This window comes from Chamaesiphon sp. (assembly GCF_041738855.1).
In the GTDB taxonomy this organism is placed as follows: domain Bacteria; phylum Cyanobacteriota; class Cyanobacteriia; order Cyanobacteriales; family Chamaesiphonaceae; genus Chamaesiphon.
Window position 1 is genome coordinate 22,435 of sequence record NZ_JBGSPA010000012.1, and the last position, 25,400, is coordinate 47,834.

Genomic DNA, 25,400 nt, shown 5'->3' on the forward strand with positions numbered 1-25,400 from the left:
TTAGTATCCGGTGTATTTAACAGGAGAACGCAAGCGTTCTCAAATAATTCAAACCTAAAGCCTGCTTGGTGCGCTGTCTTGACCCAAACACATGCGGAGGGAACCTCCGCGTGATTTGGGTCGCTAAACCCTCGGGGAACCCGTAGACGAGCGAAGCGAGGCGTGTCGTTGGCGTAAGCCTGCCGTAGGCAAAGACGGAGCGCGCATCCGCTAAAGCCTAATCCCTAACACCTAATTCCTGTTTGATGCGATCGACGATCGAGTGTTTATCAATGGTAACAAGAATTTGGGCAATGACTGATTTAGGGCTATCCTCACCCCATGAGGCACCATTTGCTAGGTAAGTTTTGGTAATCTGACCGATCGTATAGATCGAGACTCCAGCAATACTCGCCTGAGTCAGGGCGACAGCAGTATAGGGGGCGATACTAACTCCACCTGTCGCCGGAGCGAGGATGGCGAGTAAGCCCTTGATCCCACTCAATCCTAGATTTGCCACCAAACCGCTGACTGTCAACCCTCCCATGCCGATAGCAATGCTCTGGAGGATGCCCAGCGCACCCGATCGAGTCATCGGGATACGGTAAAATTGTGATAGGCGGATAATCATCGCCACATCGATCGCCGCACCACCAATCACATCCGCAGCAGTGATGGGATTAATCGCAATCGCGATCGCTTTTGCCATCACAAATTGCCAGATAATATCGTTGGCAGCCTCGTCGCGACTGTCCATTTTGCGATCGATCGTCTGTTTTTGAATGCGATCGGCTGCTAACATGGCGTTGAGGGCGGCTAGAGATTTACCTTCTCGCTGCAAAATTTCGACGATCCGCCACTTCAATGCGGCGACTTGGGGGGTGCCAGGATGATAACTAATCCCCATACTCCCATCTGCCCGCGCCGCCGCATGCATCGTCATCGGTGCCGCCGCTACCATGATAATTTCATCAGGGCTGAGAATCTCTTTGACGCGCTCATCTCGAATTTTGGCATAAATTGCCAGCCTGTCGGCGTCGGGATAGCGATCGACTTTATTAAATACCAATAGGATTGGTTTACCAGCTTTTCTAAGTTGCGAGAGTGTTTGGAGTTCGAGTTCACTGATATCGCCAGCAATAATAAACAAAATCAGATCGACTTGGCACGCAATTTCATAGGCGCGGATATGACGCTCTGCACCCTCAATTTCATCAATTCCTGGCGTATCGATAAATTCGATCGCTTCTTGCAATGCCACTGGTGTATCCTTGTCGAGATCGAATTCATCCTGCCAATTATCAACTTCCCAGACTACTTGCTGACGTTCTGTAGTGACGCCATGCAAAACACCCGCCTCAAATACTTCTTGCCCGATCAAAGCATTTAACAGCGAAGATTTACCTCTACCTACCAGCCCAAATACAGCAACTTGAAACACCGAGCGATCGAGTTTTGCCAACATGTCTCTCAGTTCGGTAATTTCGGCTTCCAATCCCGATCTCTCGCGTTGACTTAGATCCAGGTTGTCTAAAATTCGCCGCAAAGTAGCCTGAGCTTGCTGATAGTTTCGCTCTGACTGAATTGTGTTGAAATTGGCGATCGCGTCTGCTAGATTTTCTGGATCTTCAATCATTCTAGAGGGTAGGGGGTAGGGCAATACGGTTCGGTTAGCTAGTTAGGTAGCGGTTGAAACCGCCGCTAGTGATGCAAAGTCCGCCTTCGCGGACTGACAATATCGAAGAAAATGGACTTAACCGAACCGTATTGGGGGGTAGGGGGTAGAGGGTAGGGTGGGCACTGCCCACCAAATAGGTTTCCGGTATAGTTTAGACAAAGATCTGTAGGGTGGGCACTGCCCACCAACTAGTATCTGATACTGGTGCGTTACGGCTTGCGCCTAACACACCCTACATCTAACCACCATTCACCATTCACCAATCTAATATTCCGACTTACGATCGCGTGACATCAACGCTACGATCGCTTCTGGAGCCGTAATTGTACCTGCCAATAATCGATCGACTAGTCCGGTAATCGGTAGATAAATCTGATGGCGATCGGCAATTTTAATTAATACTTTAGTTGTATTTACGCCCTCAGCTGTGCCCTGGAGACGAGCCAAAACTTCACTCAAAGTTTTTCCTTGTGATAGACCATAACCAACCTGATAATTGCGGCTGAGTGGACTATTGCAGGTAGTCAACAGATCTCCTAGTCCAGACAATCCATAAAAAGTGGTAGTTTTACCGCCCCAATATTGACCGATTCGGACAATTTCTGCCAATCCTCGCGTTAACAAAGCTGATTTAGCATTATTGCCCAACTGCAAACCATCGCAGGTACCTGCCGCGATCGCGATGACATTTTTGACTGTCCCCGCAATTTCTACACCCACTGGGTCATCATTAGTATAAACCCGAAATTTTGACGAAGCAAAAATCTCTTGAATAGTATTAGCAGCGTCGGCATTCTCACTAGCAACTACTGTCGCCGCAGGCAATCCCTGCTGAATTTCTAGCGATAAATTCGGCCCCGATAGCACGACAATCGGATTGAGCGGAAATGCCTGATGCCAGAGCTGTGCGGGTGTCAAATTAGTCTGAGCATCCAATCCTTTCGTTGCCGTAACAATGATTTGGTGCGGAGCGATCGATCCCACCAATTGAGCGATAACTGCCCGAACTCCCGACATCGACACCGCTGAAACGATCGCCGTTTGTTGACTCACCATCTCAGCCAACTGGCGATCGCACTTGCGCGACCAAATCGACGGTTCACAACCATTAATCCGCGTCAAGTCGGCTAACGCCCCACCCCATGCCCCCGCACCTATGATTATAATTCGATCGGACATGGGAAGGCTTTAGGTATTAGGCTTTAGCGGATGCGCGATACGTAGGGTTCCCCGAGGGTTTAGCGACCCAAATCACGCGGAGGTTCCCTCCGCATGTGTTTGGGTCAAGACAGCGCACCAAGCAGGCTTTAGGGTTGGGCTTTTGTAGGGTGTGTTAGCGTAGCGTAACGCACCATTCATAGTATGGACATTAGGTGTCAGACACAATCTACCTGTTCTCGGAGCGTACAGTAGGTAATCGCTAATTGCAGCTACCTACTTATCTCGGATATTTCACCATTAACTTCTGCACCTCTTCCGCATGATAAGAACTGCGAGTCAGCGGTGTGGAAACCACTTGCAGGAATCCGATCTCCTCACCATACATCCGCCAAGCATCAAATTGCAGCGGCGTCACAAATTCTGCCACGGCTAGATGCTTCGCTGAGGGTTGGAGATATTGACCGATCGTGATGATATCGCAGTCTACCGATCGCAGATCGCGCATCGTCTGGCGCACTTCTTCATCAGTCTCGCCCAAACCGACCATGATGCCTGATTTAGTATAGACACTCGGCGTATAAGCCCGCGATCGCGCTAACACTTCCAAGGAACGCTGATAGTCGCCCTGGGGACGGACGCGGCGATATAGTCTGGGAATAGTTTCGGTATTGTGATTGAGGACTTCTGGAGCTACATCTAGAATCGCCTCCAATGCTTGCCAATTGGCACAGAGGTCTGGAATGAGTACTTCGATCGTGGTCTGAGGTGACAGGGCGCGTACAGCCTGGATGCAAGCTCCAAATTGACCCGCACCCCCATCGACTAGATCGTCGCGATTTACAGAAGTAATCACGACATGTTTGAGCTTGAGTCGGTTGACAGCTTCCGCCAGCCGGATTGGTTCGGTCGGATCGAGAGGTTGAGGTTTTTTCTCAAAATCAATATCGCAATAGGGGCAAGCACGAGTACAAGCAGGCCCCATGATCAGGAATGTCGCAGTACCCGCACTAAAGCATTCGCCAATATTGGGGCAAGAGGCTTCCTCACAGACCGTATTGAGCTGCAAATCGCGCAAGATCTCTTTGACATTGCCTACACGTTCCCACTGCGGTGCTTTTACCCGCAACCATTCTGGTTTGACTGTCATAACAATTGAGCGATATTCACAAGTCTACTAGTCTAACAAGTTCTGACCTGTAAGTATTTTATAGTCCTTGGGGGAGGTCTTTACGCGCAAATGGCATCGATCGGCGGAGGTTGTCCACGGCATACTGAATATCTTCGCTCGGATCGATCGCTACCCAGGTATTGCCATTGGGCATCCGCGTTTCAAAGTGCAAGTGTGGCCCAGTGGAGTTGCCTGTACTCCCGACTAGTCCGATGACAGTACCTTGCTCGATGACTTGACCTGGTTGCACGGAGATCTGGGAGAGATGACCGTAGAGAGTTTGCTGCACATCATTGTGCTGGATGATAATCGCTTTACCATAGCCACCATTCCAGCCTGCCGAAACCACAGTGCCGGAGCCAGTTGCCACTACGGGTGTGCCTGTCGGTGCGGCGATATCGATGCCAGAATGAAAGCGACGGGTACCTGTGAGCGGGTGTGTGCGCCAGCCAAAGCGGGAACTGATGCGTGCGGGAGTCATCAATGGATAGATGAGATCCGAGCTGGCGGCGGTGGTAGCATTGGTCGCAAAGGATTGCTGTTGAGCTAAAGGCACACTGCTAGTACCCGAGCGGACAGTTGGAAGCGCACTGACACTGGGAATGAGACTGGTTCTCGTCACGCGCGGTAATCGAGCTACTGGCTGCACCTTGATAAACTGAGTGCGCGGTAATGGTACCGGGATCGAGATCGAAGCTGTCGATTGCAGATAGCTAGGCACGGGAATTTCGATCGCCGTTTCCGATGGGTTGGGGGTCGGTACTCCACTAATCCTTCGATCGCGATCCAGCGTTGCCACATCACTCATGAACAGACTGGACTGGGTGGACTGTGGGCGATCGAATCCCAATTGCCGATGCTCCAAGGGAGCGGCTGCGCCAACGCGAGTTTCGGCACCAGTAGTTGAACTGGCTACTTCCAGATCGGCAGAGACTCGATCTGAACTCAACAATTGAGCTTTTAATGTGTTGCTTACTACTAAAACCTGCTCGGTTGAGAATGAATTTTGTGCTAAGCCTGCGCTTGCACTCAAAAATGCACCAGTGACAACTAAAAACCGCAGAGGTTTGTTTATACGCATAGATAGGGTCGGAATTACTACGGGGTAAAAGTTAAAATTAACAAATTCAGCCTGAAACCAGAATTTGTTCAGTATACAAGATATTGCCCTAATAGTATTCATTTTCTTAGCAGTAAATCAGCACTGGTCGATCGATATTGATGCGCTGGGAACGATCGATCGGTGCTGATTGGAGCTACTCAAAGCTAGTTAGGTCAAAACATGCAGGCGATTATAAACTAATTATTAAGCCCCGATCTCCGCCCGCAAATAATTATCGATCGATTGCCAGGAGCGAAATCTGGACTTCTGTATACACCGTCACAAAATATTGCGAACCGAACTCATCAACTAAATAATTCAAAGATTTGACGGCAAAATTGTTTTAACTTGTCCGCTATTTCTGGTTGAGGTTGGAGATCGCCCTCAAATTGCCAGTCACTAACAGTTGATAGCCGCCACTGTTTGCCGCGATGATCGAAGCCAGCGACTTCTAATCCGATCGCCTTGCGGGTAGGTTCGAGCGACTGACGATCCGCTCCGGTGGTCACTTTATCATGGAACCGAATCTGCACCAAAACGCTCCGACTTTGCCACCGCCGACTCCAGCCAGGAAAATGAAAGCTAAAATCGATCGAGTCAGGATCGACTAATTGCTGAGTATCGCGATCTTCCGCCCACGGCTGAAGATCCACTTTGGCATCGGGAAATTCACTCCGAAATAGACTGACGGCGGAGGCGATTTTGCTGGCGAGAGTGATATCAGTAGCCTGTTGAGCAGCGTTCACAATTGACGATCGATATGCAAGGTGGGGATGAGCAGCGCAAATACAGCCAAGAGACAGGTATCCCATCTCATCAGAATAACTTAGTTTGTCCTAGGCATGTGGCTGTAGCACTAGGTAAAACGCCTCGATGCCCCCACTTTATCAAAGTGATTAGACTGTAAATATACCAGTTTGTGATGAGGATTGACTGATGAGTACATACACCCAGGAATTAAGCACCACCGCTCGATCGATGGTCGCAGCAGGTAAAGGCATTTTAGCAATGGATGAGAGCAAAGGTACTTGCGATCGCCGATTTGAAAAACTCCATATTCCCACGACCGAGGAGCGTCGCCGCACTTATCGGGAGTTAATTCTCACTACACCAGATCTAGCCCAATTTATCAGTGGGGCGATTTTGTTTGATGAGACGATCCGTCAATCAACTCGGGCGGGTGTCCCCTTCGTGCGTGTGATGCAAGATGCAGGCATGATTCCAGGGATCAAACTCGATCTCGGTGCCCAGGATCTCGCTGGGTGTGCGGGTGAAAAGGTGACTGAAGGCTTGGATGGGTTACGCGATCGGATTGCCGAGTATTATCAAATGGGTGCGCGGTTTGCCAAATGGCGGGCAGTAATCGCGATCGACACGAGTATCCCTAGTGAAACTTGTCTAGCTGCCAATGCTCATGCCTTAGCACGATATGCCGCACTTTGTCAAGAGGGCGGACTCGTCCCGATGGTCGAACCCGAAGTCCTCATCGATGGGGCACACTCGATCGATCGTTGCTATGAAGTCACCGAGCGCACCTTACAAGTCGTCTTCGAGCAATTACGGCTCAATCGGGTAGCATTCGACAAGATGATCCTCAAACCGAGTATGGTCATTTCTGGTAAAAATTGCTCAGTCCAAGCATCAGTCACCCAAGTTGCCGAAATGACCGTCCGCTGTCTGCGAAACAACGTTCCCGCATCAGTTCCAGGTATCGCCTTCCTCTCCGGCGGACAAGCCAACGAACTCGCCACAGCACATCTCAATGCCATCCACGCTCAATTTGGCTCTCAATGCCCCTGGGCGGTGACCTTTTCCTACGCCCGTGCCATTCAGCAACCCGCGCTCGACTATTGGCATGGCGATGATACCAATATCCCCGTAGCCCAACAGCTCCTCTACCAGCGGGCGAAACTGAATGGAGCCGCCAGCAAAGGTCAGTATACCCCTGAGCTGGAAGCGGCTTAGGTTTTAGGTTTTAGGCTTTAGGTTTTAGGCGGATTGTGAAGAGGGCAGAGTTGACAGCTCCACCCTCTTCACTTCGCTAAACCGTCGGCAGAGCCACTGGGGCGCGAGCTTTGTGGGGGAAGCTTCCCCCACAAACGTCGCTTCGGGTCACCCGACCAAAGACGAGCGCGAATCGCTATCAACTCTCAACTGTCAACTGTCAACTCTCAACTCTCAACTGTCAACTGTTTATCTACATCTCGATCGAGTAACTGCTAAAATCTCGATCGACATGTTGTAAACCAGTCTGCACCCCACTGCGACGGATACCGCCAGTAATGATATCAAACCCCACAATTTCCCCATTTAATTCAGGAATAACTCGACAGGCATAAAGCTGCGAAGTTTCGGGCAAAAATACCTGTGGACTGGCAGCGGGGAAATCAAATAAAGAAGGTGAGAGCACACCTTGTAAACCACCACTTTGTGCGGTACTCGGGGCAAAATCATATTTTGCCCACGTACTGTATACCAGCGCATACTCATCATTATCCGCTCGATACAATTGCGGGACTTCCATCTCCGCATAGAATCCAGGCTGACAGATCGGCGGCAGATATTCCCAATCTTCAAAGCTATTATTTTTAGCTTTGAGTAGAGCCACAGCACCTTTTTTGCCGATGGGTTTAGTCGGGTCTTTTGCTGATAGCAACATATAAATTTGTTCCTCATGACGGAACAAAAATGGATCGCGCCAAGCATGAATTGTCAGATCTTCAGGGATATGCTGTAGCTCATACGGAGCATGTGGTTGAATCCGAATACTGGGAATCCGAAACCAGCGATCGAAGCTCTGAATATGGTGTGTAAATGCTACGCCAATATTTTGAATCATCCCGTCGTGAGTTGCTTGATTTCTCGATGTATAAAACATCAAAAAACCGCCTTGAATCTTGATGATATCCCCACTCCAAATTGAGGTATCGTCCCACCCATGCGGATCGGCACCCAGTACGCGGTCGCTAATCCAATCAATCGTCAAAAAATCTGTGGTAGTTGCATATCCCACCTGCGAACTCAAGTGATGCTTGTCTGTAGCAACCAATGCGCGATCGGCATTGAGATAAAACAAATGAAAAATTCCCGTATCTGGTTCAAAGTGGTACCAAAAATCCCAAACATGGCGGTGGGGATGCTGGAGCGTAGGATAGCTAGATTCTAAAGCGAGAGTGGGCATTTTCTACCAATTCAAAATTCAAGATTGAGTAATTAAGTCAACGTAAAATTTCCCCAGTCAAAACACTTGCGAATAGGACAAGAATTTTGGGCTGCGAGAAAGTGGTGTAGCAATCGGATTCGACGGGGTTGCTAGTTATTCACTTACGAGTAATGAATGATTTTGGCTAAATAAGTTTCAGCTATTGCTGAAGTTTAAGCTGGCGAATTCGACCGTAATTTAGTCGATCCGTCGTTTAGCCGACCGCGACGATTGAGTGAGTCTTTGTACCAATGAAGCTAGAAACTTGAAACTAGTTTTCCGGTGATTCTGTGCAAATTGCTGAGAATGCTGGGAATTGCCTACAGATATAGAGGTGAAGACCTGCGCGGACACCTAGCTTAGAGATCGGGTGTACCAGATAGATCGATGTTTCGGTAGGCAGTAAGTGATGGTTCTGATTTAGCATACCCAACTTATCATATAAGCGATCGAAATCAGCTCGAAAAATCGCCATAAATTAAGTTAGGGATGACTTTTTAGATAATTGGACGGATCGCGCAGTCCTCTGACTCAGGCTAGATTGCTACCAAATGGTGGCACCTAACGATCGATCGTGTCTTCAACTATAGACAAACCACCGCAACTTCATCTATAATTGAATGTTTGACACTCTTGTAACGCGCTTCCCAAGCGTTAGCGTCAGCGCAGCGTTTGACAGCGACCGCGTAGCCCGACAAGAGCCAATCGGGTTTTTTGTAAATAGAGATTTTTTGACACATGGCGAAGAAAAGCATGATCGAGCGGCAAAAAAACCGCGAGCTGACAGTAGCAAAATATGCAGACAAACGGCAAGCTTTGCTCGAAGAGTTTAGAAGTGCAGCTACACCCCAAGCCAGATTTGCGATTCATCGCAAAATTCAACAACTACCTCGCGATAGTGCGCCGACTCGGTTGCACAACCGTTGCTGGGTAACTGGACGCCCACGCGGCTACTATCGCGATTTTGGCTTGTCTCGGAACGTCCTCCGCGAGTGGGCGCACCAAGGTCTATTGCCAGGTGTCGTCAAATCTAGCTGGTAAGGATCGGATGCAGGGGAATCGGACTTTTACCTATTTCCCCTGCCGCTGGTTATCGCTCCCCACAGCAGCGATTATCGACCCCCAGACTATCTAAAATTAAATCGCTCACAGCATTGGCAACAGCAAACTCACCGAAAAAGCTCTCTTGAAAATTGAAAGCTTGCATTTCGGTGACTATTGCCATGACTAGGCAGCCCAGATCGTTTTCGCCCTCCATCCGTTGCCGAGTGTAGATTTGAGCGGCGCGCAGCGCGATGGTCGTGTTGATCGATTCGGGGATAAACTCACGATCGAGCCACATTTTGAGAGATGATTGGAGCCAGACACCTTCCTCGACGGCATCAGTTGCTGGTAATAAAGTAATCGATCCGATCGGTTCTGCCATTGGTAACCACCAACTTCGATCTATTCTAAAGTGAACAATTTGCTAAAGTTAATTGTCACACCCACTCTAGACCAATTACAAGTCCGAGTAATTAAATTTAATTATTTTCGCCGACCAAGCTGCTACTTAGCTCTAACGTCGTAACAGGATGAAATTGCAGGCTATGTAATACCTGTGGTAGTTCCGTAGGTCGATTGGCGGCTGATAATTCTTCCGCGTTTTCCCAAGTGTTGGCAAATGCGGGCAAACCCAACTGACATGATTTCCAATCGCTCTGGACTGATACCCCAAGTTGCTGACATGCACCGCCGTGTAATCCCTCTGGTCGGTAGAAACGACAGTAGCGACATGCAGAAGTTAGACAGTTTTGATTAGACATCAGCGTTACTTTGCAAAAGAGGATCAAATTCAATTCTCTTCTACTGATAATTATCACCGATCCCCATTTTGACAAAAGTGACAGCAATCGAATATCCCATCTCGCTTATAGCGATCCCCAAGCCAATTAAAACTTTATATTCTCTTTAGATTCAGTTTATGAATGGAAACATTTATTGAATCAATAGGCGGATCGGCGAACTGGATGCGATCGGAGTCAATAGTATTTGGAATACAGCTAAAATGGCTAGGGATCGCTAAAGAGGCTGAATTTTGCGATCGCAGTGATTCAAGATTTTGGCTCCTAAAACTAGCTAAATTCGATCGATAAAGTCATTAGATATACCAAAAGATAGATAAATAAAATCTAAAATTTAATTAACTCTTAATTCTCAACTTTCCGCCAATAATTCCAAGATCGATCGCACAAAACTTACAAACACGCCATCGTAGCAACTCGCCCTGACGAGCGCGACAATGGCAGTGGGAACAAATAACAATCTCACCTGAGTCAATAGGTATAGACTCGATCGCGATCGCTGTTTGTGTGCTACTTTGACTACTATTGTAGCCGACAGCGACGAACCGCAACTCATCAATGGGCGTGACTAAATGCGTGTTTAATTGTTGGCAGAGGGCTTGTCTCCCAAAAGTGAGTTGATGGGCGAGGCTAGAACTATTGGTGGCAATCTTCAGTATCCCTCTAGCGATCGATCGCGGCTGGCTGCGCTCGGCAATAGTTGGCGATACAGTCGCTTTCCACGCGGTGACAATCAGCCCCCAGTCTCGCACTCCTTCCCATCCTGGTTGGGTTTGAAGCTGGCAGGCGATCGCGGCAATCGATGTTAGTGACATAACCTGGTAATGTTGTAGTAAATAGCAGCGGAGATTTGAGTCAAATCGCTAACTTGTGATGAATTGGCTGAATTTTGGCATATATTAGTGACAAAGCAATAACTAGTTAAGTTGAGAATCTGGCTAATGCAGATTTTGGAGATCGATGTTCTCGATCCAGCGGCTGTGCCTACAATCGTGGGTAATCTAAAGGTAAGGTCACTGTTAGCTAGTTAACTGCGACTAAGATTTATCAGAAATATTTTTGTGTAGAGTGAGTTATGAACCACAATCCATCTGACGATAGCGCGAATGTGCCCCCATCCGGTCAAGCTGTAGTCGGTGGCACAGCCACTGTGACAGAGCATTCGGCATCCTACCAGCTCAATTCCTCTCTCCAGCAAGCTCTCAGTTGTCTAGATATCAAACTGGAAGACGAGCTGTTGAGATTTAGATCTCAGCAGGAACGGCAGTTAGGCAGTTTTGATAGTGAGGGGGAGATGCTTACAGCAGACACTGTAACACCAGCAATTTCCCACACTCTTGATGATATTGACGATCCGCGCGATCGCGATCGGGCGTCAGACGCAGTAGCAGGTATGTCAAGCAGTGGATTTATCATCATTGATGGACTGTCGATTCCGCCAACTAGTATTCACAATGCGCCAGCTCAACCGCTACTCGGGAGCAGCACCAGCTTTAATTATGCCCCGATCTCACTGTATCGGGAAAACGCGATCGAGCAGCCAGAGAATCTCAATTTGAATTTCTCACGCGGTGGCGAGATTGCTCCTTTCCATGATGAATATGGATCGTCATCTCAGGAACTACTGCGGCAGATCCAATCGGGCTATTCACATTCAGCCGCTCCCGCCTCTGACAATCGCTCTGAGTCAAAATCGCCGCCTCAATCGCCCAAAAACTATCACCCCCTCAAAATTGGCGCGGTGGCAGCAGCTTGTTTGCTTGCGGGTGGTGCAGTTTATGCCTATCTCAATCCCAGCCTCCTCGTGCCGTTGAGTGCGACGAAGGTGGTACCGAACGTCGCCACTACCAGTGCCCTCGGGCAATTGATTCAAAGCCCCAATCTAGCAGCAAATGAGTTTACCGAACTCAATTTGAGTATGCTCAATACAATTAAACTGCCGACGACAGCGACGACAAATGTTAATATGCCAACAACTGTGACGACTAGCCCAGCTCAGGCAGGCATTTCCACTGCACCAGTCGCAATTCCATTTAATCGGATCGGCGCGAAAGTTGTCGCTCCATCCGCGATTATTGCCTCGCAACCAAGGTTGGCAGATAGCTTGATCCAATCACTCCTTCCACCAACTTTTCAATCTTTTGCCCGACGTGGGCAAACTACTTTACCTGGAGTCAGACGTTAGCATGAGTAGATACATTCTAGGTACTCAATCTCGATCGCGATCCTAGCAGCTAATTTCTAGATTAGTACTGCCCGATCGCCAAGTCCAGAAGTTATCATAATCAATAGGTTAGATATTTAAATTATTCAAGTCAACATCGCACTGACAGTGAAATAAGTACTAAACTGCCAGCGCGGGCAAACTATAAAGAGGATAGTAATATGGGATTATTCGATCGGGTGAGCAGACTGCTGCGGGCAAACGTCAATGATATGGTTAGTAAAGCCGAAGATCCAGAAAAAATTCTGGAACAGGCGGTGATGGACATGCAGGAAGACTTGGTTCAACTCCGTCAAGCTGTCGCCAGTAGCATCGCCAATCAAAAACGCAGCGAACAGCAATACAACAAAGCCATGGCTGATGCCAATAGCTGGCAGAGCAAAGCACAACTAGCACTGCAAAAAGGAGACGAAGATCTCGCCCGTGAAGCCCTCGTGCGGAAGAAAAACTATAGTGAGACTGCTGCTAGCCTCAAAGCCCAGCTAGACGGGCAAGCAGGCATGGTAGACACGATGAAAAAGAGCCTGATCCAACTCGAAGGCAAGATTTCTGAGGCGAAAACCAAGAAAGACATGCTCAAGTCTCGCTCTCAAGCGGCGAAAGCTCAGGAACAACTCCAAGGCGCAGTCGGACGTATCGGCACCAATAGTGCGATGGCAGCCTTCGAGCGGATGGAAGAAAAAGTCTTGATTCAGGAAGCCAAGTCTCAAGCAGCAGCAGAATTGACAGGAACTGATTTGGAAAACAGATTTGCCGCGCTCTCCGCAGGTAGCGATGTCGATGACGAACTCGCCGCGATGAAACAACAAATGCTCGGTGGTAGTCAATCTACAGCAGCCTTGCCACAAGGAACTGTCTCGCCCACTGCGGCAGCCACGCCCAAAGACACTGTCAAAGCCCCGATGAGTCCTCAGGATGAGGAATTGGAAGCTTTACGCAAGCAGATCGATGGTTTGTAGACTAGAAATAATCCTTACTCTCAAGTAAAGATCTCGTATTAGTAAAATTCACCCGCAACTAAGTGATTGTGCGGGTGAATTTTGACGATCGATCGTTGTGCCAGCTTGAAGTCAGCCATAAATAAGTCTGAGTGAGTAGTGGTTTTGACGATCGCACCGACTCTTTTACCTGGCACGATTTGACGATCTACAATACCCAATATCGAATACCCAATATCGGCGGCGGGGATCTTACTGGTACTTTCACACCAGCAATCGTTGTTTGCGAATTTAAAACTGTGGTGGTCAGCAGCAGGGTAAAGCCGAGGGAAGGTAGTAGTTTCATCATTGGAACGATCGCCATGTAAGCTACTGGGCGTACATAAGTCGCTCGATGTTCCACGATTGCTATTACTCTAACTAGCTCAACACCAAATTATCCCGATGTACGACAGTTTCTTCGCCGAGATAGCCGAGTAAATCGATAATATCAGTCGATCGATGTCCCTGAATCCGATCGAGTTCACCACGACCATAATTAACAATTCCCCGCCCGATTTCTTTGCCCGCGCGATTGCATAGTTGCACCGCATCCGTCGCTTCAAACTCCCCTTCGATGTGAGTGATGCCCGCAGGCAATAGCGACTTACCACCACTGACGATCGCGATTACCGCACCGTCATCTAGGAACACTTTACCCACAGTAATTAAGCCGTGAGCGATCCAGCGTTTGCGGGCACTATCGGCGCGCAATTGCGGGGTAAATTGTGTCCCCAGAGGTTCACCCTGCAAGATCCGCTCGATCTGCTGTGGAAATTGCCCGTGCATAATTGCCGTTCTCACCCCAGCTCCAGTTGCAATCCCAGCGGCGGCAATTTTGGTCGCCATGCCACCCGTTCCCCATTCTGACCCCTTACCACCGATTTGGATTTGCAGAGCTGTCAAATCCTCTAATCGCTCGATCTGGACGATCGGTTGGGCGTCGGGAAATTTGCGGGGATCGGCAGAGTACAAGCGATCGACATCTGTCAGTAAAAATAACCAGTCGGCATCGATCGTGCTAGCTACTCGCGCCGAGAGAGTATCGTTATCGCCAAATTTTAGCTCATCGACAGCGACCGTATCATTTTCATTGACGATCGGCATGACGCCGAGTCGGAATAGCTCTTGGAATGTATTGTAAGCGTTGATATAACTACTCCGCCGATCGAGGTCGCCACGCGTGAGCAAGATCTGGGCGACTGGCTGCTGATGTTCGCGAAATAGATCGTCATACACCCGCATGATGATGCCTTGTCCGACAGCGGCAGCGGCTTGCTTGAGGGCGATCGTTTTCGGACGTTCGGTCAGCCCCAGTCGCGCTGCGCCAACTCCAACTGCACCAGAAGATACCAATACAATTTGATAACCTTGAGCGCGTAGATCGACAATTGTCTCAACTAAAGCGGCGATCGTTGCTAATGCCAATCTGCCATCACTGCGGGTCAGACTTGATGTACCAATTTTGATGACTAGGGTCTGAGACATGATGGGGATCGTGACATACTAACTAGGGATCGTGGCTTTCGATAGTGGCGGCAGCAGATCTAATATATGTAAAAAGACTATGTCCAAAACGTTTCAGAGCGTCAACTACCTATTTTTGGCAGCTAACGCTCTGAAAATTTATGTGTTTTATATTATGTTTAGAGTCTTTATCTGGGCTGACTCCATTTCCAATAATTTTATGATGCCAGATATTTTTGAGCATTGCCATTTTCTTAATAATTTATTTATATTTCTAATCGGCAAACATTAGTTAAGAAAAGTTAAGATTTATTTCTTGATGGCAAAAGAAACCCCTAATAACCGCGCGATCGCAAACTCGATCCGCCGGATGAGGCTAAAATTGAGGATCGACTCAGCCCCAACCATTGGCTCGATCAAGATCGTAAACATTCCCATCCGGTTTCCCGCGAGGACATCTGTAAATACGCGATCGCCAACCATCGCGACGCGGGCGGGTTCCATGCTCATTGCTGTCACTGCTTGGCGCAGTTTTTTGCGCGAGGGTTTGGCTGCACTCAAAAAATAAGGGAGCGATAAACTAGCGGCGATCGCCCCAATGCGGATCTGATTGGGGTTGTTTGTCACTAGCCAGACGGGGACATGTTGCCGAGTTTGCTCGATCCAGAGGATAACTTCTGGCTCGGCGAGACTACTACCGATCGGGACGATCGTATCATCAACATCCAAAACCAAGCCGTCAATCTGATATCGAGTCAGAATTTCTGGCGTCAAGTCCATAACCGAGCCACCTAATACTAAGTCTGGCTGTAATAACGGAAATAAGTTCATAAGTTGGTAGGGAAAGAGGGGGGTTTGAGGGTTGGCTGGGAAGTTGACTGTGAGGCTAGATCGCCGACTTCTCTAAGAAGTCGGCGATCCGATCGATCTGTCCTAGCAACTGAAAAAATCCATAGACGTAATTGCCCATGGAGTATTCTCCCATGATGTCGATCGGACTTAGTTATTTTTTTCCCGACTGACGCTGCCGACGGATCGCTTGAGTTGCGGCGACATGCTCCGATAGTGTTTTGCTAAATACATGCGTACCATCATATCTGGCAACAAAGAATAACAGATCGGTACTCTCAGGGTTGAGTAAGGCTTTGAGGCTGCCGATGCCAGGACTAGCGATCGGTCCGGGGGGGATGCCAGCATTTCTGTAGGTATTGTAGGGGTTTGGTTGTGCGACTTGCTTAAAAGTGAGGGGTTTATCGGCAGTTTGTTTGATACCCAAACCGTACTCTACCGTCGGATCGGATTCCAATCGCATATTTTTGGCAAGTCTCGTCGTAAATACACCTGCAATCTTCGGACGTTCGCTGGCGATGACTGCCTCTTTTTCCACGATACTGGCAAGACTCACCCATTCCAATAGACTCAATTTTTGGGTAGCGGCAACCTGTTGATATGCTGGTAGAGCTACCTGCTCGAATTGAGCGAGCATCTGCGTCACGACACCTGTGGGGGTAATAGTATCGCTGGGAACTTGATAGGTTTCGGGGAATAGAAATCCCTCTAGATGGGGAATGCCAGCGGGTAGCCAGGGAAACTTATCTCTGGGTATTTCCTTACTAGCGGCAATAAAATCAGCAGATTTGAATAAACCTTTTTGTTCAAAATACTCTCCCATCTGTTTGATATTCCAACCCTCGCGGATCGTAAATCCAGATTGGACTACTTTACCTTCCAAAATCTGAGCGGCAACTACAGCTAGCGGTTGGTTGGGAGCTATTTCGTAAGTACCCTTTTGGGGTGAGCCTTTACCTTGCCTTGCTTGCCAAGATGTCCATAGTTTCCAGGCTAGTTGCGACTTAATTACCCCTTTGGTTTCTAGTTCTTGCCCGATCGCTTGAGCCGAACTGCCTGACTTGATTTGAATCGAGATACTTTTGGCATTGGGATCGCTAGTCGGCGGTGCGGTGATGCCATTCCACCAAAATACCCCAATCGCAGCACCGATCGCTGTCAATAAGCCCAGCGGTGCGGAAATCAACAACCACTTGGGCGTAGTTTTTACTCTTTTCAAGTGTAATCCTCCAGATCTAGCCTTCATCTAGGAGCAGATCTTCAAGCATGGGTTGAAGTTGTTCGGCTTCCTGTTCGGACAGCAGGGCGATGGTGCCGCTAGCATCGGCTTTACCGAAGAATAGCAGTGGATCGACAGGAGTGCAGATTGCATACTCTTGCTCTTTATTATAAAATCTTGCCAGAATTTGAAATTCTTCTGGCTCTAAGCTCTCATCTTCTTCATCGATTTCGATCGTCACTACCTCTGTCGGATCTAGCGGTGGTAATTCACCCACGGCACTGAGCGTAAAAGCTGTCCGCTTGAGTGCCAGATTTTGCTCGGATAGTACCGCACTAGCATCGGCAAAGATCTCATCGATCTGTGCTTCTTCTTCGACGGATACTAGTTCGGTGATATCGTCATCTTCATCCCAAGCAAAAATTTCAATGGGCGCGTTTTCTGGTAAGAGCAGAAAATAAGTCTTGCCGTCGAGTTCGAGTTCCCGCTCGATGTAACAAGGGAGTTTGCGCCCTAGTTCATCAGTGAGTATGACCAACTCAGCATCATCGAAATCTTCAGACTGGGGTGATGAGGACATGTAAAATACGTTTAAATTATAACTTTAGCGATCGGTGTCTCGTGGAGATGTTCATGATTCAGTGCTCTTTTAGCAGAGATTGCACTGACAAAGACCACTAATAATCCACTCATCAGAATACCACGATCGGGGATCGGATCTGTCATCGCTAGCGTCACTGCTCCTCATTCCTCAGTCTAATCAATACTCGCGATCGCCAGCCGCAGCCAGTCTTCGATGTTGGGACTTTTTACCATCAAACTATCTTGACTAATGGCTTGTAAACCCTGATGAATTTCATCATTTGTATAGCCCAAAGCTAACAGTGTCATCTCAACTTCTGCCTGCATTGTTGCATTCAAACTAGTCAGTGGTAGAGCTGCACTCAAGCCGGATGCGATCCGCCATTGTCCTAGTTTACTGCGGAGTTCGAGGGCTAGCCGTTCCGCAGTTTTTTTGCCGACACCTGGTGCGGTAGATAGGCGTTGAATATTGCTAGTGACGATCGCCGAGACGGTATCTGCCAATCCGAGTTTGTCTAGTAAGGCGATCGCCAGACTTGCACCGACACCGCTGACGCTTATCAATTGCCGAAACAAATCTCGTTCGGCGAGTGTACTAAAGCCATACAGCGATATTTGATCTTCGCGCACCTGCTGATGAGTAAATACCTGAATTTCGGAATTTGGTACTACTTCCAGTACCATGCGCTGGGGTACTTGCAATTCATACCCCACTTGGTTTACCTCTAGGACTAAAATTGCCCGAGTACTAGTCGGAGTCTGGATTTGGATAGCGATGCCTTTGAGGTAGCCAATCATTTCGATCGCAGTGTTGATAGTTCCAAGACGTAACTCTGATTATCTAAATTTTAGCCCAGATCCGCGCTTCCCATCTGATCGGGTGATTAGCTCCTGAAGCAAGTCCCGCTGGGCGACATCTTGCAGCGAGTGGGAACTCTAGTTATTGGTACCTATTTTTTTGGGAGCGCATTGCGGTGGAATCGATCGATGCCACAATTATAAAGCAGAGAAAATAAATAGTAGCGATCGCCCCACCCCAGGTAGTTGCGGTACTATTACTACCGATTCCAAACATGCGATCGATTAGAGATACGCCCCCAATACTTGATATAGCAGTCAGCAGCAACACGCCGATCGTAATTAGATGAAAAAGCTGGCGAGACTGCTGTGTATCGATTTGTAGCCTTATCATCCACAAAGTAAGGAAGGATAGCGAAAACATAAATACATGGATGAGCGGAGTCAGATTGGTAAAATGTGGATTAAATTGAGAACCCAATAAAAATGGTTTGGTTTTTTGAATGTAGCAAGAATAAAATGCCAACCAACCTAAAATACCTGTTTCAGCAATTATTAAATAACTAATATATTTTTCTCGCTTGAATACTGCTGTAGGTGCGAGTACGGACTGAAAAATCAGTGTGAACATTTCTGCCGCACAAAAAAAGATTGAGAAGTAGCTAAAAGCGTAAAACCATCGGCTAATAGAAAAGCAATTTTTAGCACTGTTATTCCATACTTGATAGCTCAAAGCGATGTCGAGCAGATTACGATCTTCTCGATCCGAGCGACTTGAAGTAGATTTATTTTCATCCTGGATCGACTGTTTTATCAATGTTTCAATCTGTTGCTTATCAATTATTAGATCGTCTCGTTCATCGATTCTTAGTATGCTTGCAGGATTGTGATATAGAGCTTAACTTGAAATTTTGCGCTCTTGAATTACTGCTGATAGTTGACTAGCTCTGACGATCGTTACTGCTTGTGGCTTCAATTCAAACAACATTAGCGGATCGCTATTAAGATCCAAACTTATCGAGATACAGCTAAATATAAATACTGCTGCTGTAAAACTCCAAAAGATTTTGGCTTTTTGCCTAATCAGGCAGATAGCTCTGTACAGAGCGTATAGCGATATCCCCAACATCAGCGATGGATAAATTACAATTTGGGGATAGAGTCGAGCATATAAAATCAAAGTATCGAAGCTACCGAACTCAAGTAAAATACTTATCGGGAGTCCGAAAACGGCGACAAGGAAAATGGCAAAAATAACCAACTCCCATTTTCGATCTAATCTGCGCTCTGTAAATATTCCATCCCAGGTAAGCGAGCTAGCTTCTGGATTGGCAACGATTACTGGCAGCCAACTTTTCCCAGGATGTTTGCCTTTTTTATCAAACTCTTGGTGTAGATATTCTCGTGCCGATCGCATGGAAGCAAATAGCGATTTACCGCGCACGAATGCAATTAATAAATGTCTCAATAATTCTCGCGCAAATGCAGACTCAACTGGTTCGCGCATGACGATACAATATGGTAAAGACTGCGATATTAACTGATTTGCTAACCCCAAACCATCACAGGAATTAAAAATTGCCAGTTGTAATTTGTCGCTGATGAGTTTTTGGAGTAATTCACTCAGCTCGTCGATCGCAATTTTTTCGCCAGGTTTATTTTCAATCCACCCTAAATTACCACGACCGTCACTACCACTATGTCCGGCAAAGAATAAAATATGCCAACCTTTAGGATCGGCTAGTTCTCGTTTTAATGTTACTAGATCGGGTTGATTTAAAATATGGATGGCTCCACCATATTTCTCTAAGTTATTAATTAGATATTTTTCCTCTGATAAGTCTAGATTTTCATCTCCGAAAATTGCTAAAACTCTAATTCTGGCATCGGCTAATAAAGTTTATTTCCATTGTGGTCGTTTGAAGTTGGTAGAACTAATCGATAATTCTGTATCGGAGTGAATTACAAAAAATTCTTGCAATACTTGCCATTCTTGCCACGGAAGCCCTTTTAATTCTTTATTATCAGTTTGAATGAAAATTTGAACTTCTTCGCGTTCTAGATAATAACTCTCTAAGGTCTTTTCAACGATCGGATCTCGATCGCCATTTTCATCAAACCAGCCTGTTTCTAGCCAGCGATTGAGATTAGCTGTAAACTCATTGGCGATTCGATCGAAATTAATATTACTATAATTACTCTCTAGTTGATGTTCTTGCTGTTTGGGTTGAAATCAGCCGCGACTTGATAAAAAAGGCAAGTCGATTAAATACGAGCATCCAGCGAAAAAGCCTTGTAAGGCATTTCTGCCGATAATCGATCTGGAAACATGGCAAGCAATATCAGTGCGTATAGGAGTAGATTTACCGACAGATCTAGTTACTAGGCAATGGCAATTAGCAGATATCGGCTCGGATGAATGGCGAGATGAATGCCAAAAACTCAGCCTACAGTTTTTACAATGGATTCGGGACGATGCGAGTATCCCTATAACGATTACAGAGGGAGCAAAGAAGGCATTAAGTGGAATTAGCACTGGTGAGATTTGTATCTCATTAACTGGAGTTTGGGATGGTTGTCCCGAACTTAATAAAGGTGCAAAAGATTACATACTAATTAACGATTTAAAGTTAATTTCTACTCCCAACAGAAGGATAACTATTGCATTTGACAAGGACAGCAAACCTAAAACGATAAATATGGTTCGTGCTGCCATTAAAAGATTTGCTGGTTTATTAATAGCATCAGATTGTCAAGTTTATGTGGCCAATTGGAGTAGCAATCGCGGTAAAGGCATTGACGATTTAATCTTTAACGATGGAGTCGAGGCATTCCATCGCGTTATCGACAGTGCTAAACCGATCGCAAAATCGGCAATAGACAGCAATGAAGATGATGGAGCCTTTGATGGAAAAAAGCCACGCAAGTCAGTTGCAGAGAGGTTAATAGAGATCGGCAGAACGGCTACTTACTTCCAAACTCCCGATCGAGTAGCTTACGCCGATATCGCGATTTCAGGCAACCGACACACTTATGCAGTCCGCTCTAGAGCGTTTAGGATGTGGCTTGCTGGCGAGTATTTCAATATCGAGGGTAAGGGAATTGGTTCTCAGACGATGCAAGATACGCTCTCAACGCTTGAAGCAATCGCTTTGTATGGCAAAGATTCGGTAACTCGCGAAGTCCATCTCCGCATCGCCCAATATCAAGAGAAAATTTATCTCGACTTGGGGACGGTCGATTGGCAGGCGATCGAGATCGATCCGACTGGCTGGCGCACGATCGTAGATCCACCCGTGCGATTTTGGCGACCGGATTCACTGCGTCCGCTCCCTTATCCCATCGCTGGGGGAAATCTGGCAGAATTACGGGAATTGCTCAATGTAGATGGCTCGGCATGGACTTTAATTATTACCTTCCTACTATTCTGCTTCTGTCCGAATAAAACCTATCCGGTATTAGTGCTATCGGCACACAGAGGAAGCGGCAAGACCGTTGCCGCAGAAATGCTCAAAGGTTTAATCGATCCTGGCAAAGCCCCACTCATCAAGTTGCAAGGGGATACCCATAAGCTCGCAGTTTCGGCTTCCCGTCGGCTATTGATGGTCTACGATAATGTGGGACATATTAGTGCAGACCAATCGGACGATCTGTGTCGGATCGCGACTGGATTTGGCTACAGTACCCGCACTCTATTTAGCACCGAAGAAGAGACTACCTTTGAGTTTGCCCGTCCCCAAATTATCACGGCGATCGATTCTTTGGTGACTCGCGACGACTTAGCAGATCGAGTCCTGATGGTACAACTCGGTGAAATAACTGAAGAAAAACGACTACCCCAAGCTGAATTAACTGCCAAAGTTGAAGCGGCGCGTTCGCGTATCCTTGGGGCACTGTTGACGGCACTGAGCCAGACATTAGCAGCGTTGCCAGACATCAAGCCAGATAAACTACCTCGGATGGCTGACTATGCCAAGTTTGCGATCGCGTCTGAGAAGGCACTAGGATTGAAGCCAGGTGAGTTTATGTCGGTCTTCAATGACAGTCGCGAACTGTCTAGACAAGTAGTGATCGAGTCGTCGCCTGTTGGGGAGGCGGTTATTCGACTGATGGAACATCGTAAGGCATGGGAACCTTGGCAGGGGACGGCTTCAGAACTATTGAACGAATTGGAACACCACACGGATGAAGCTACTTATCGATCGAGATACTTCCCCAAAACTGCCAATGTCCTCAAGCGGCAACTCAATCGGTTGGCACCAGATCTGAAGGCTTTGGGCATCGATGTTCGAGAAGCTCGAATTGGCAAAGCGGGAACTCGGATTATAGTCTTAGAGAAATGCGTAATTTTATCGTCAGTATCGTCAGTCGAGTGTCAGCTTTCGGAAAAAACTAGTCAGGATAACGATCGTAGGGCTGACGATGAAGCTGACGATAAGGCTGACGATATTTTAATGGCTGACGATAAGACAGATAATATCGTCAGCAATCGAACAGCAGAACACGAGCGGGTTTCGGGTTGGGCTGACGATACTGACGATAAAAATCACCCATCGACTACTTCCGAGCGAACGATTCGATTTAAAATTGGGGATGTAGTCAGGTTTTGCGGCAAAAGTGCCAACCTCAAGCAGCAATACGCTGGAAACTTGACGATTCGTGAGTTTAGTAAGTCGGACTACTCGTGTACTTGCCTGAAGCCTAACGGGAATTTGACTAGTTGGATCGAGTTTGACGATCTTGAGTTTGTGGCGGTTTAAGACTGGCGATCGAGTCATATAAAATTTTGCTAATCATATAGCGCATGGCAGAGAGCACTTTCGATGCAAATTCATCATTCTCTCGCGAGCTAAATCGCGAATAGAGAGCCACACCGATCACGGGAATGGTCATCCGTAAGAGGAGAAACCGCTGGGGGAGCTGTACACCAACTGGCCGCATCGTTCTTAACCTAGCTTTGATTCAAGTTCCTATCCAGTGTATCGATTACATCATCATGCACGAACATTGTCCTTTGGCTGTCCTGAACCAGAGTAGGAAATTTTGGGGCTACTCTCGCAGTGTTTGCCAGACTGGTAAAAAAGATGACAAGCTCTATCTAGAATTGAGATTTAATTATTTCGGCCAAATTTTCAGGGCGTGAATAAACAAATCATCAGCGCGTTTTGCGATCGTGCCTTCATCCCATACCTTCACGCCCTGTAGCTGCTGATTAATTGGTAGCAATGAGTATTTCAGTAACTCAGGCTTTTTCACACTCCATTTGCTGTTTGACAATGATGAGTTGAGTTCTTGTGTGAGGATTGTCAAGTTACCGAGAGTTTGAAGCGTTGCATTTCTTTTGTCTATGGCTTCTGCTTTTTGATCTTCGTTTAATTCATCTAAAAGGAGCCAGTTCTCCTGCCACTGCTGAGGAAGAATATGTTCAACCGTCAATTTACCGTCCACTGAGACATTTTCCATCTTGGAATTTAAGTAAGAATTATTCAGCCTTTTAAGGATGTGTACAATTTTTGGGTTATTCAGTGTTTGATAAAGTTGCTCTGTACGCCATGCCTCTCCAAATTTATGATCGGATGGCCACTCTGAAGAATCACCAGTTTGCGGAGATAACTGCTTCACAAGATTTTCTGGTGTTACTCCATCACGGCACAGATTTTTGGTTAGGGACAAGAAAATACGATTATAGTTTTTAGTCGTCAAACCACAAACTGCGCGTCGTAAGAGGTAAGACTCGATCGTTGTTGAAACGGCTTCCCATTGTTCTTTGCTCAACCCCACATCGAGCATCATCAGTAGAAGTGGGTAACTGGTACGAACATCAAAGGCATCTAAGAATTTAGCCAAGCCAAAAAGTGCATCTCCTTTGGCAGGTTCAATGATGCGGCGAAAATCCTCCCTTTGTCGTGCTAGGCAAACCAGCTCATCCTTAACTGATGGAAAAGGCTGTTCCCGATCGATCCAGAATTTGTATTCTATAAAAAGATGCTTGATGGGAATATCAGTTTTTAAACGGCTGGCGAGAAAGTGTTGTAGGAATAGATCACTGCGCGGTCTGTTTAGACGGCCTTGTTTTACTTCATCACGCCAAAATTGATCGTCAAAACGTGCCCAGAATTCATCATACAAAGATTCTTGAAGTTCCCCTCGACGTGCAGCCCGTAATAAAATAAAATTTCGTAGCAGATCGGCGGGTAATAATGGTTCACCTCGGGCATTTAAGGTCTCAAAAATGACCTGAGCATCATCACCTTGCTCAAGGTCAATTTCTACTACCTGGAGTGAGTTTTTAAGTGCCTGAAAACACTCAACTATTCGCTCTGCAAGAGGAGTTTCGGCGGCCAATGGTTCCTCTGTTTTTGTGCCAAGTAAAAAATCATTCAACTGTTCGTAGAAGAATAAATATGCCTCGATGATTCGGGGTCGAGATTCTGGCTTGCGGGCGCGAGGTCGCCGCTCCTCTGGATATTTTTCTAAAACTTTCCTTTGTGAGCCTGAAATAATCACGTCAGAAAAATAAGTGCGATCGAGCTGCGTTGGCCGGACTTTAAATTTATCTATCTCAGGATGAGCCATCATCCCCTTATTCAAGGTAAAAGTCTCAAACTCTTCGGCCAACTCTTTGCACTCATGCTCATTGCAAAAATCTCTGAAGGCTGCGAGGAAGATTTGAAAAGTGGTAAGTCTTTGTTGCCCGTCAATTACCTGGCGTTTTCCAACGTGTGTCGCGGGAGTCTGCTTTTGATCGAGTACCATAGCACCCAGAAAGTGAACCGGAGTATCACTACGCCCATCTAGATATTCTGAAAATTTACGAGAGATGTCTTCCCACAGAGGTTCCCAGTGATTTTCACGTTGCCATACATACTGCCGCTGAAACAGTGGCACCTCTAGCTGTATTTTCGTGTCAAACAATGCTAGTAGTGAAACGGCTGTAGCTTTCATTCCTTGTCATCTCCCAGTTTGTTTGCTTAAATTTGCTATTTATCCTGGCAAATAAATCCTAATTTAGGATCGTTATAATGTTTATATGAGTTCCTTTTGATAGGATTTCCATTCGATCCATCGCTATCCTTAGAGTACCCTCGACATCATATTTTTTCTCACACGAACTATATTTGTGACATTTCCACAAGTGAGTTGAGTAGTA

At 46.9% G+C, this 25,400-nt stretch carries 25 protein-coding genes; 7 read left to right on the forward strand and 18 right to left on the reverse strand.

The genetic code is table 11. The features are described 5' to 3' along the window. Positions 1 to 217: 217 nt before the first annotated feature. From ACEW9I_RS01850 to ACEW9I_RS01870, 5 genes are all read right to left on the reverse strand, one after another. Positions 218 to 1,615, reverse strand: a complete 1,398-nt coding sequence (locus tag ACEW9I_RS01850; protein WP_373538676.1) for a GTP-binding protein — start codon at positions 1,613 to 1,615, stop codon at positions 218 to 220. A gap of 306 nt (positions 1,616 to 1,921) precedes the next feature. Beyond that, on the reverse strand, positions 1,922 to 2,836 hold the full coding sequence (locus tag ACEW9I_RS01855) for an NAD(P)H-dependent glycerol-3-phosphate dehydrogenase (protein WP_373538677.1): 915 nt from the start codon (positions 2,834 to 2,836) through the stop codon (positions 1,922 to 1,924). A 259-nt stretch (positions 2,837 to 3,095) separates the two neighbouring features. Then, positions 3,096 to 3,965, reverse strand: a complete 870-nt coding sequence (gene lipA / locus ACEW9I_RS01860) for a lipoyl synthase (protein WP_373538678.1) — start codon at positions 3,963 to 3,965, stop codon at positions 3,096 to 3,098. Between the two features lie 58 nt (positions 3,966 to 4,023). After that, a complete protein-coding gene (locus ACEW9I_RS01865; protein ID WP_373538679.1) occupies positions 4,024 to 5,067 on the reverse strand; it encodes a M23 family metallopeptidase in 1,044 nt (347 codons plus the stop codon). Positions 5,068 to 5,393: 326 nt separating this feature from the next. Beyond that, positions 5,394 to 5,834: a hypothetical protein gene (locus ACEW9I_RS01870; protein ID WP_373538680.1), complete on the reverse strand. Its 441-nt coding sequence runs from the start codon at positions 5,832 to 5,834 to the stop codon at positions 5,394 to 5,396. Between the two features lie 190 nt (positions 5,835 to 6,024). Here ACEW9I_RS01870 and ACEW9I_RS01875 point away from each other — a divergent pair, with 190 nt between their 5' ends. Beyond that, on the forward strand, positions 6,025 to 7,053 hold the full coding sequence (locus tag ACEW9I_RS01875) for a class I fructose-bisphosphate aldolase (RefSeq protein WP_373538681.1): 1,029 nt from the start codon (positions 6,025 to 6,027) through the stop codon (positions 7,051 to 7,053). A 232-nt stretch (positions 7,054 to 7,285) separates the two neighbouring features. On the opposite strand, the gene ACEW9I_RS01880 is transcribed toward ACEW9I_RS01875, so the two are convergent. Further along, entirely contained in the window at positions 7,286 to 8,269 is a 984-nt protein-coding gene (locus tag ACEW9I_RS01880; RefSeq protein ID WP_373538682.1) for a beta-fructosidase, read from the reverse strand. 759 nt (positions 8,270 to 9,028) lie between these two features. Here ACEW9I_RS01880 and rpsN point away from each other — a divergent pair. Further along, entirely contained in the window at positions 9,029 to 9,331 is a 303-nt protein-coding gene (gene rpsN / locus ACEW9I_RS01885; RefSeq protein ID WP_373538683.1) for a 30S ribosomal protein S14, read from the forward strand. Between the two features lie 49 nt (positions 9,332 to 9,380). Here rpsN and ACEW9I_RS01890 read toward each other — a convergent pair whose 3' ends face one another. The 3 genes from ACEW9I_RS01890 to ACEW9I_RS01900 form a co-directional block, all read right to left on the reverse strand. Continuing rightward, positions 9,381 to 9,716: a hypothetical protein gene (locus ACEW9I_RS01890; protein WP_373538684.1), complete on the reverse strand. Its 336-nt coding sequence runs from the start codon at positions 9,714 to 9,716 to the stop codon at positions 9,381 to 9,383. A gap of 97 nt (positions 9,717 to 9,813) precedes the next feature. Further along, positions 9,814 to 10,095, reverse strand: coding sequence for a hypothetical protein (locus ACEW9I_RS01895; protein WP_373538685.1), 282 nt, complete (start codon positions 10,093 to 10,095; stop codon positions 9,814 to 9,816). A 377-nt stretch (positions 10,096 to 10,472) separates the two neighbouring features. Beyond that, on the reverse strand, positions 10,473 to 10,949 hold the full coding sequence (locus tag ACEW9I_RS01900; RefSeq protein WP_373538686.1) for a DciA family protein: 477 nt from the start codon (positions 10,947 to 10,949) through the stop codon (positions 10,473 to 10,475). A 260-nt stretch (positions 10,950 to 11,209) separates the two neighbouring features. On the opposite strand from ACEW9I_RS01900, the gene ACEW9I_RS01905 reads away from it, so the two are divergent. Further along, the gene (locus ACEW9I_RS01905) at positions 11,210 to 12,319 is read left to right on the forward strand and encodes a hypothetical protein (protein WP_373538687.1); all 1,110 of its coding nucleotides are present in this window, start codon (positions 11,210 to 11,212) and stop codon (positions 12,317 to 12,319) included. Between the two features lie 200 nt (positions 12,320 to 12,519). Beyond that, positions 12,520 to 13,317 carry a PspA/IM30 family protein gene (locus ACEW9I_RS01910; RefSeq protein WP_373538688.1) on the forward strand — a complete coding sequence of 266 codons (798 nt, stop codon included), beginning with the start codon at positions 12,520 to 12,522 and terminating at the stop codon, positions 13,315 to 13,317. 38 nt (positions 13,318 to 13,355) lie between these two features. Here the strand turns inward: ACEW9I_RS01910 and ACEW9I_RS01915 are convergent, their stop codons facing one another. The 8 genes from ACEW9I_RS01915 to ACEW9I_RS01950 form a co-directional block, all read right to left on the reverse strand. Further along, complete coding sequence (locus ACEW9I_RS01915) at positions 13,356 to 13,493, reverse strand: hypothetical protein (RefSeq protein ID WP_373538689.1); 138 nt, start codon at positions 13,491 to 13,493, stop codon at positions 13,356 to 13,358. Between the two features lie 223 nt (positions 13,494 to 13,716). Beyond that, on the reverse strand, positions 13,717 to 14,823 hold the full coding sequence (gene proB, locus ACEW9I_RS01920) for a glutamate 5-kinase (protein WP_373538690.1): 1,107 nt from the start codon (positions 14,821 to 14,823) through the stop codon (positions 13,717 to 13,719). Between the two features lie 288 nt (positions 14,824 to 15,111). Beyond that, positions 15,112 to 15,633 carry a YqeG family HAD IIIA-type phosphatase gene (locus tag ACEW9I_RS01925; protein ID WP_373538691.1) on the reverse strand — a complete coding sequence of 174 codons (522 nt, stop codon included), beginning with the start codon at positions 15,631 to 15,633 and terminating at the stop codon, positions 15,112 to 15,114. 172 nt (positions 15,634 to 15,805) lie between these two features. Continuing rightward, positions 15,806 to 16,870: an endolytic transglycosylase MltG gene (gene mltG, locus ACEW9I_RS01930; protein WP_373538692.1), complete on the reverse strand. Its 1,065-nt coding sequence runs from the start codon at positions 16,868 to 16,870 to the stop codon at positions 15,806 to 15,808. A 16-nt stretch (positions 16,871 to 16,886) separates the two neighbouring features. Beyond that, positions 16,887 to 17,450, reverse strand: coding sequence for a DUF3727 domain-containing protein (locus ACEW9I_RS01935; protein WP_373538693.1), 564 nt, complete (start codon positions 17,448 to 17,450; stop codon positions 16,887 to 16,889). Between the two features lie 176 nt (positions 17,451 to 17,626). Further along, on the reverse strand, positions 17,627 to 18,250 hold the full coding sequence (gene ruvA, locus ACEW9I_RS01940) for a Holliday junction branch migration protein RuvA (protein WP_373538694.1): 624 nt from the start codon (positions 18,248 to 18,250) through the stop codon (positions 17,627 to 17,629). A 142-nt stretch (positions 18,251 to 18,392) separates the two neighbouring features. Continuing rightward, positions 18,393 to 18,881, reverse strand: coding sequence for a hypothetical protein (locus tag ACEW9I_RS01945; RefSeq protein WP_373538695.1), 489 nt, complete (start codon positions 18,879 to 18,881; stop codon positions 18,393 to 18,395). A gap of 267 nt (positions 18,882 to 19,148) precedes the next feature. After that, positions 19,149 to 20,129: a CHAT domain-containing protein gene (locus ACEW9I_RS01950; protein ID WP_373538711.1), complete on the reverse strand. Its 981-nt coding sequence runs from the start codon at positions 20,127 to 20,129 to the stop codon at positions 19,149 to 19,151. An 82-nt stretch (positions 20,130 to 20,211) separates the two neighbouring features. Here ACEW9I_RS01950 and ACEW9I_RS01955 point away from each other — a divergent pair, with 82 nt between their 5' ends. From ACEW9I_RS01955 to ACEW9I_RS01965, 3 genes are all read left to right on the forward strand, one after another. Then, positions 20,212 to 20,283: a cytochrome c3 family protein gene (locus ACEW9I_RS01955; RefSeq protein WP_373538712.1), complete on the forward strand. Its 72-nt coding sequence runs from the start codon at positions 20,212 to 20,214 to the stop codon at positions 20,281 to 20,283. 312 nt (positions 20,284 to 20,595) lie between these two features. Then, positions 20,596 to 23,010, forward strand: a complete 2,415-nt coding sequence (locus ACEW9I_RS01960; protein ID WP_373538696.1) for a DUF3854 domain-containing protein — start codon at positions 20,596 to 20,598, stop codon at positions 23,008 to 23,010. A gap of 125 nt (positions 23,011 to 23,135) precedes the next feature. Then, entirely contained in the window at positions 23,136 to 23,393 is a 258-nt protein-coding gene (locus tag ACEW9I_RS01965) for a M48 family metallopeptidase (RefSeq protein WP_373538697.1), read from the forward strand. Here ACEW9I_RS01965 and ACEW9I_RS01970 read toward each other — a convergent pair. After that, complete coding sequence (locus ACEW9I_RS01970) at positions 23,366 to 25,195, reverse strand: DUF262 domain-containing protein (RefSeq protein ID WP_373538698.1); 1,830 nt, start codon at positions 25,193 to 25,195, stop codon at positions 23,366 to 23,368. The genes ACEW9I_RS01965 and ACEW9I_RS01970 overlap by 28 nt on opposite strands. Between the last annotated feature and the right edge of the window lie 205 nt (positions 25,196 to 25,400).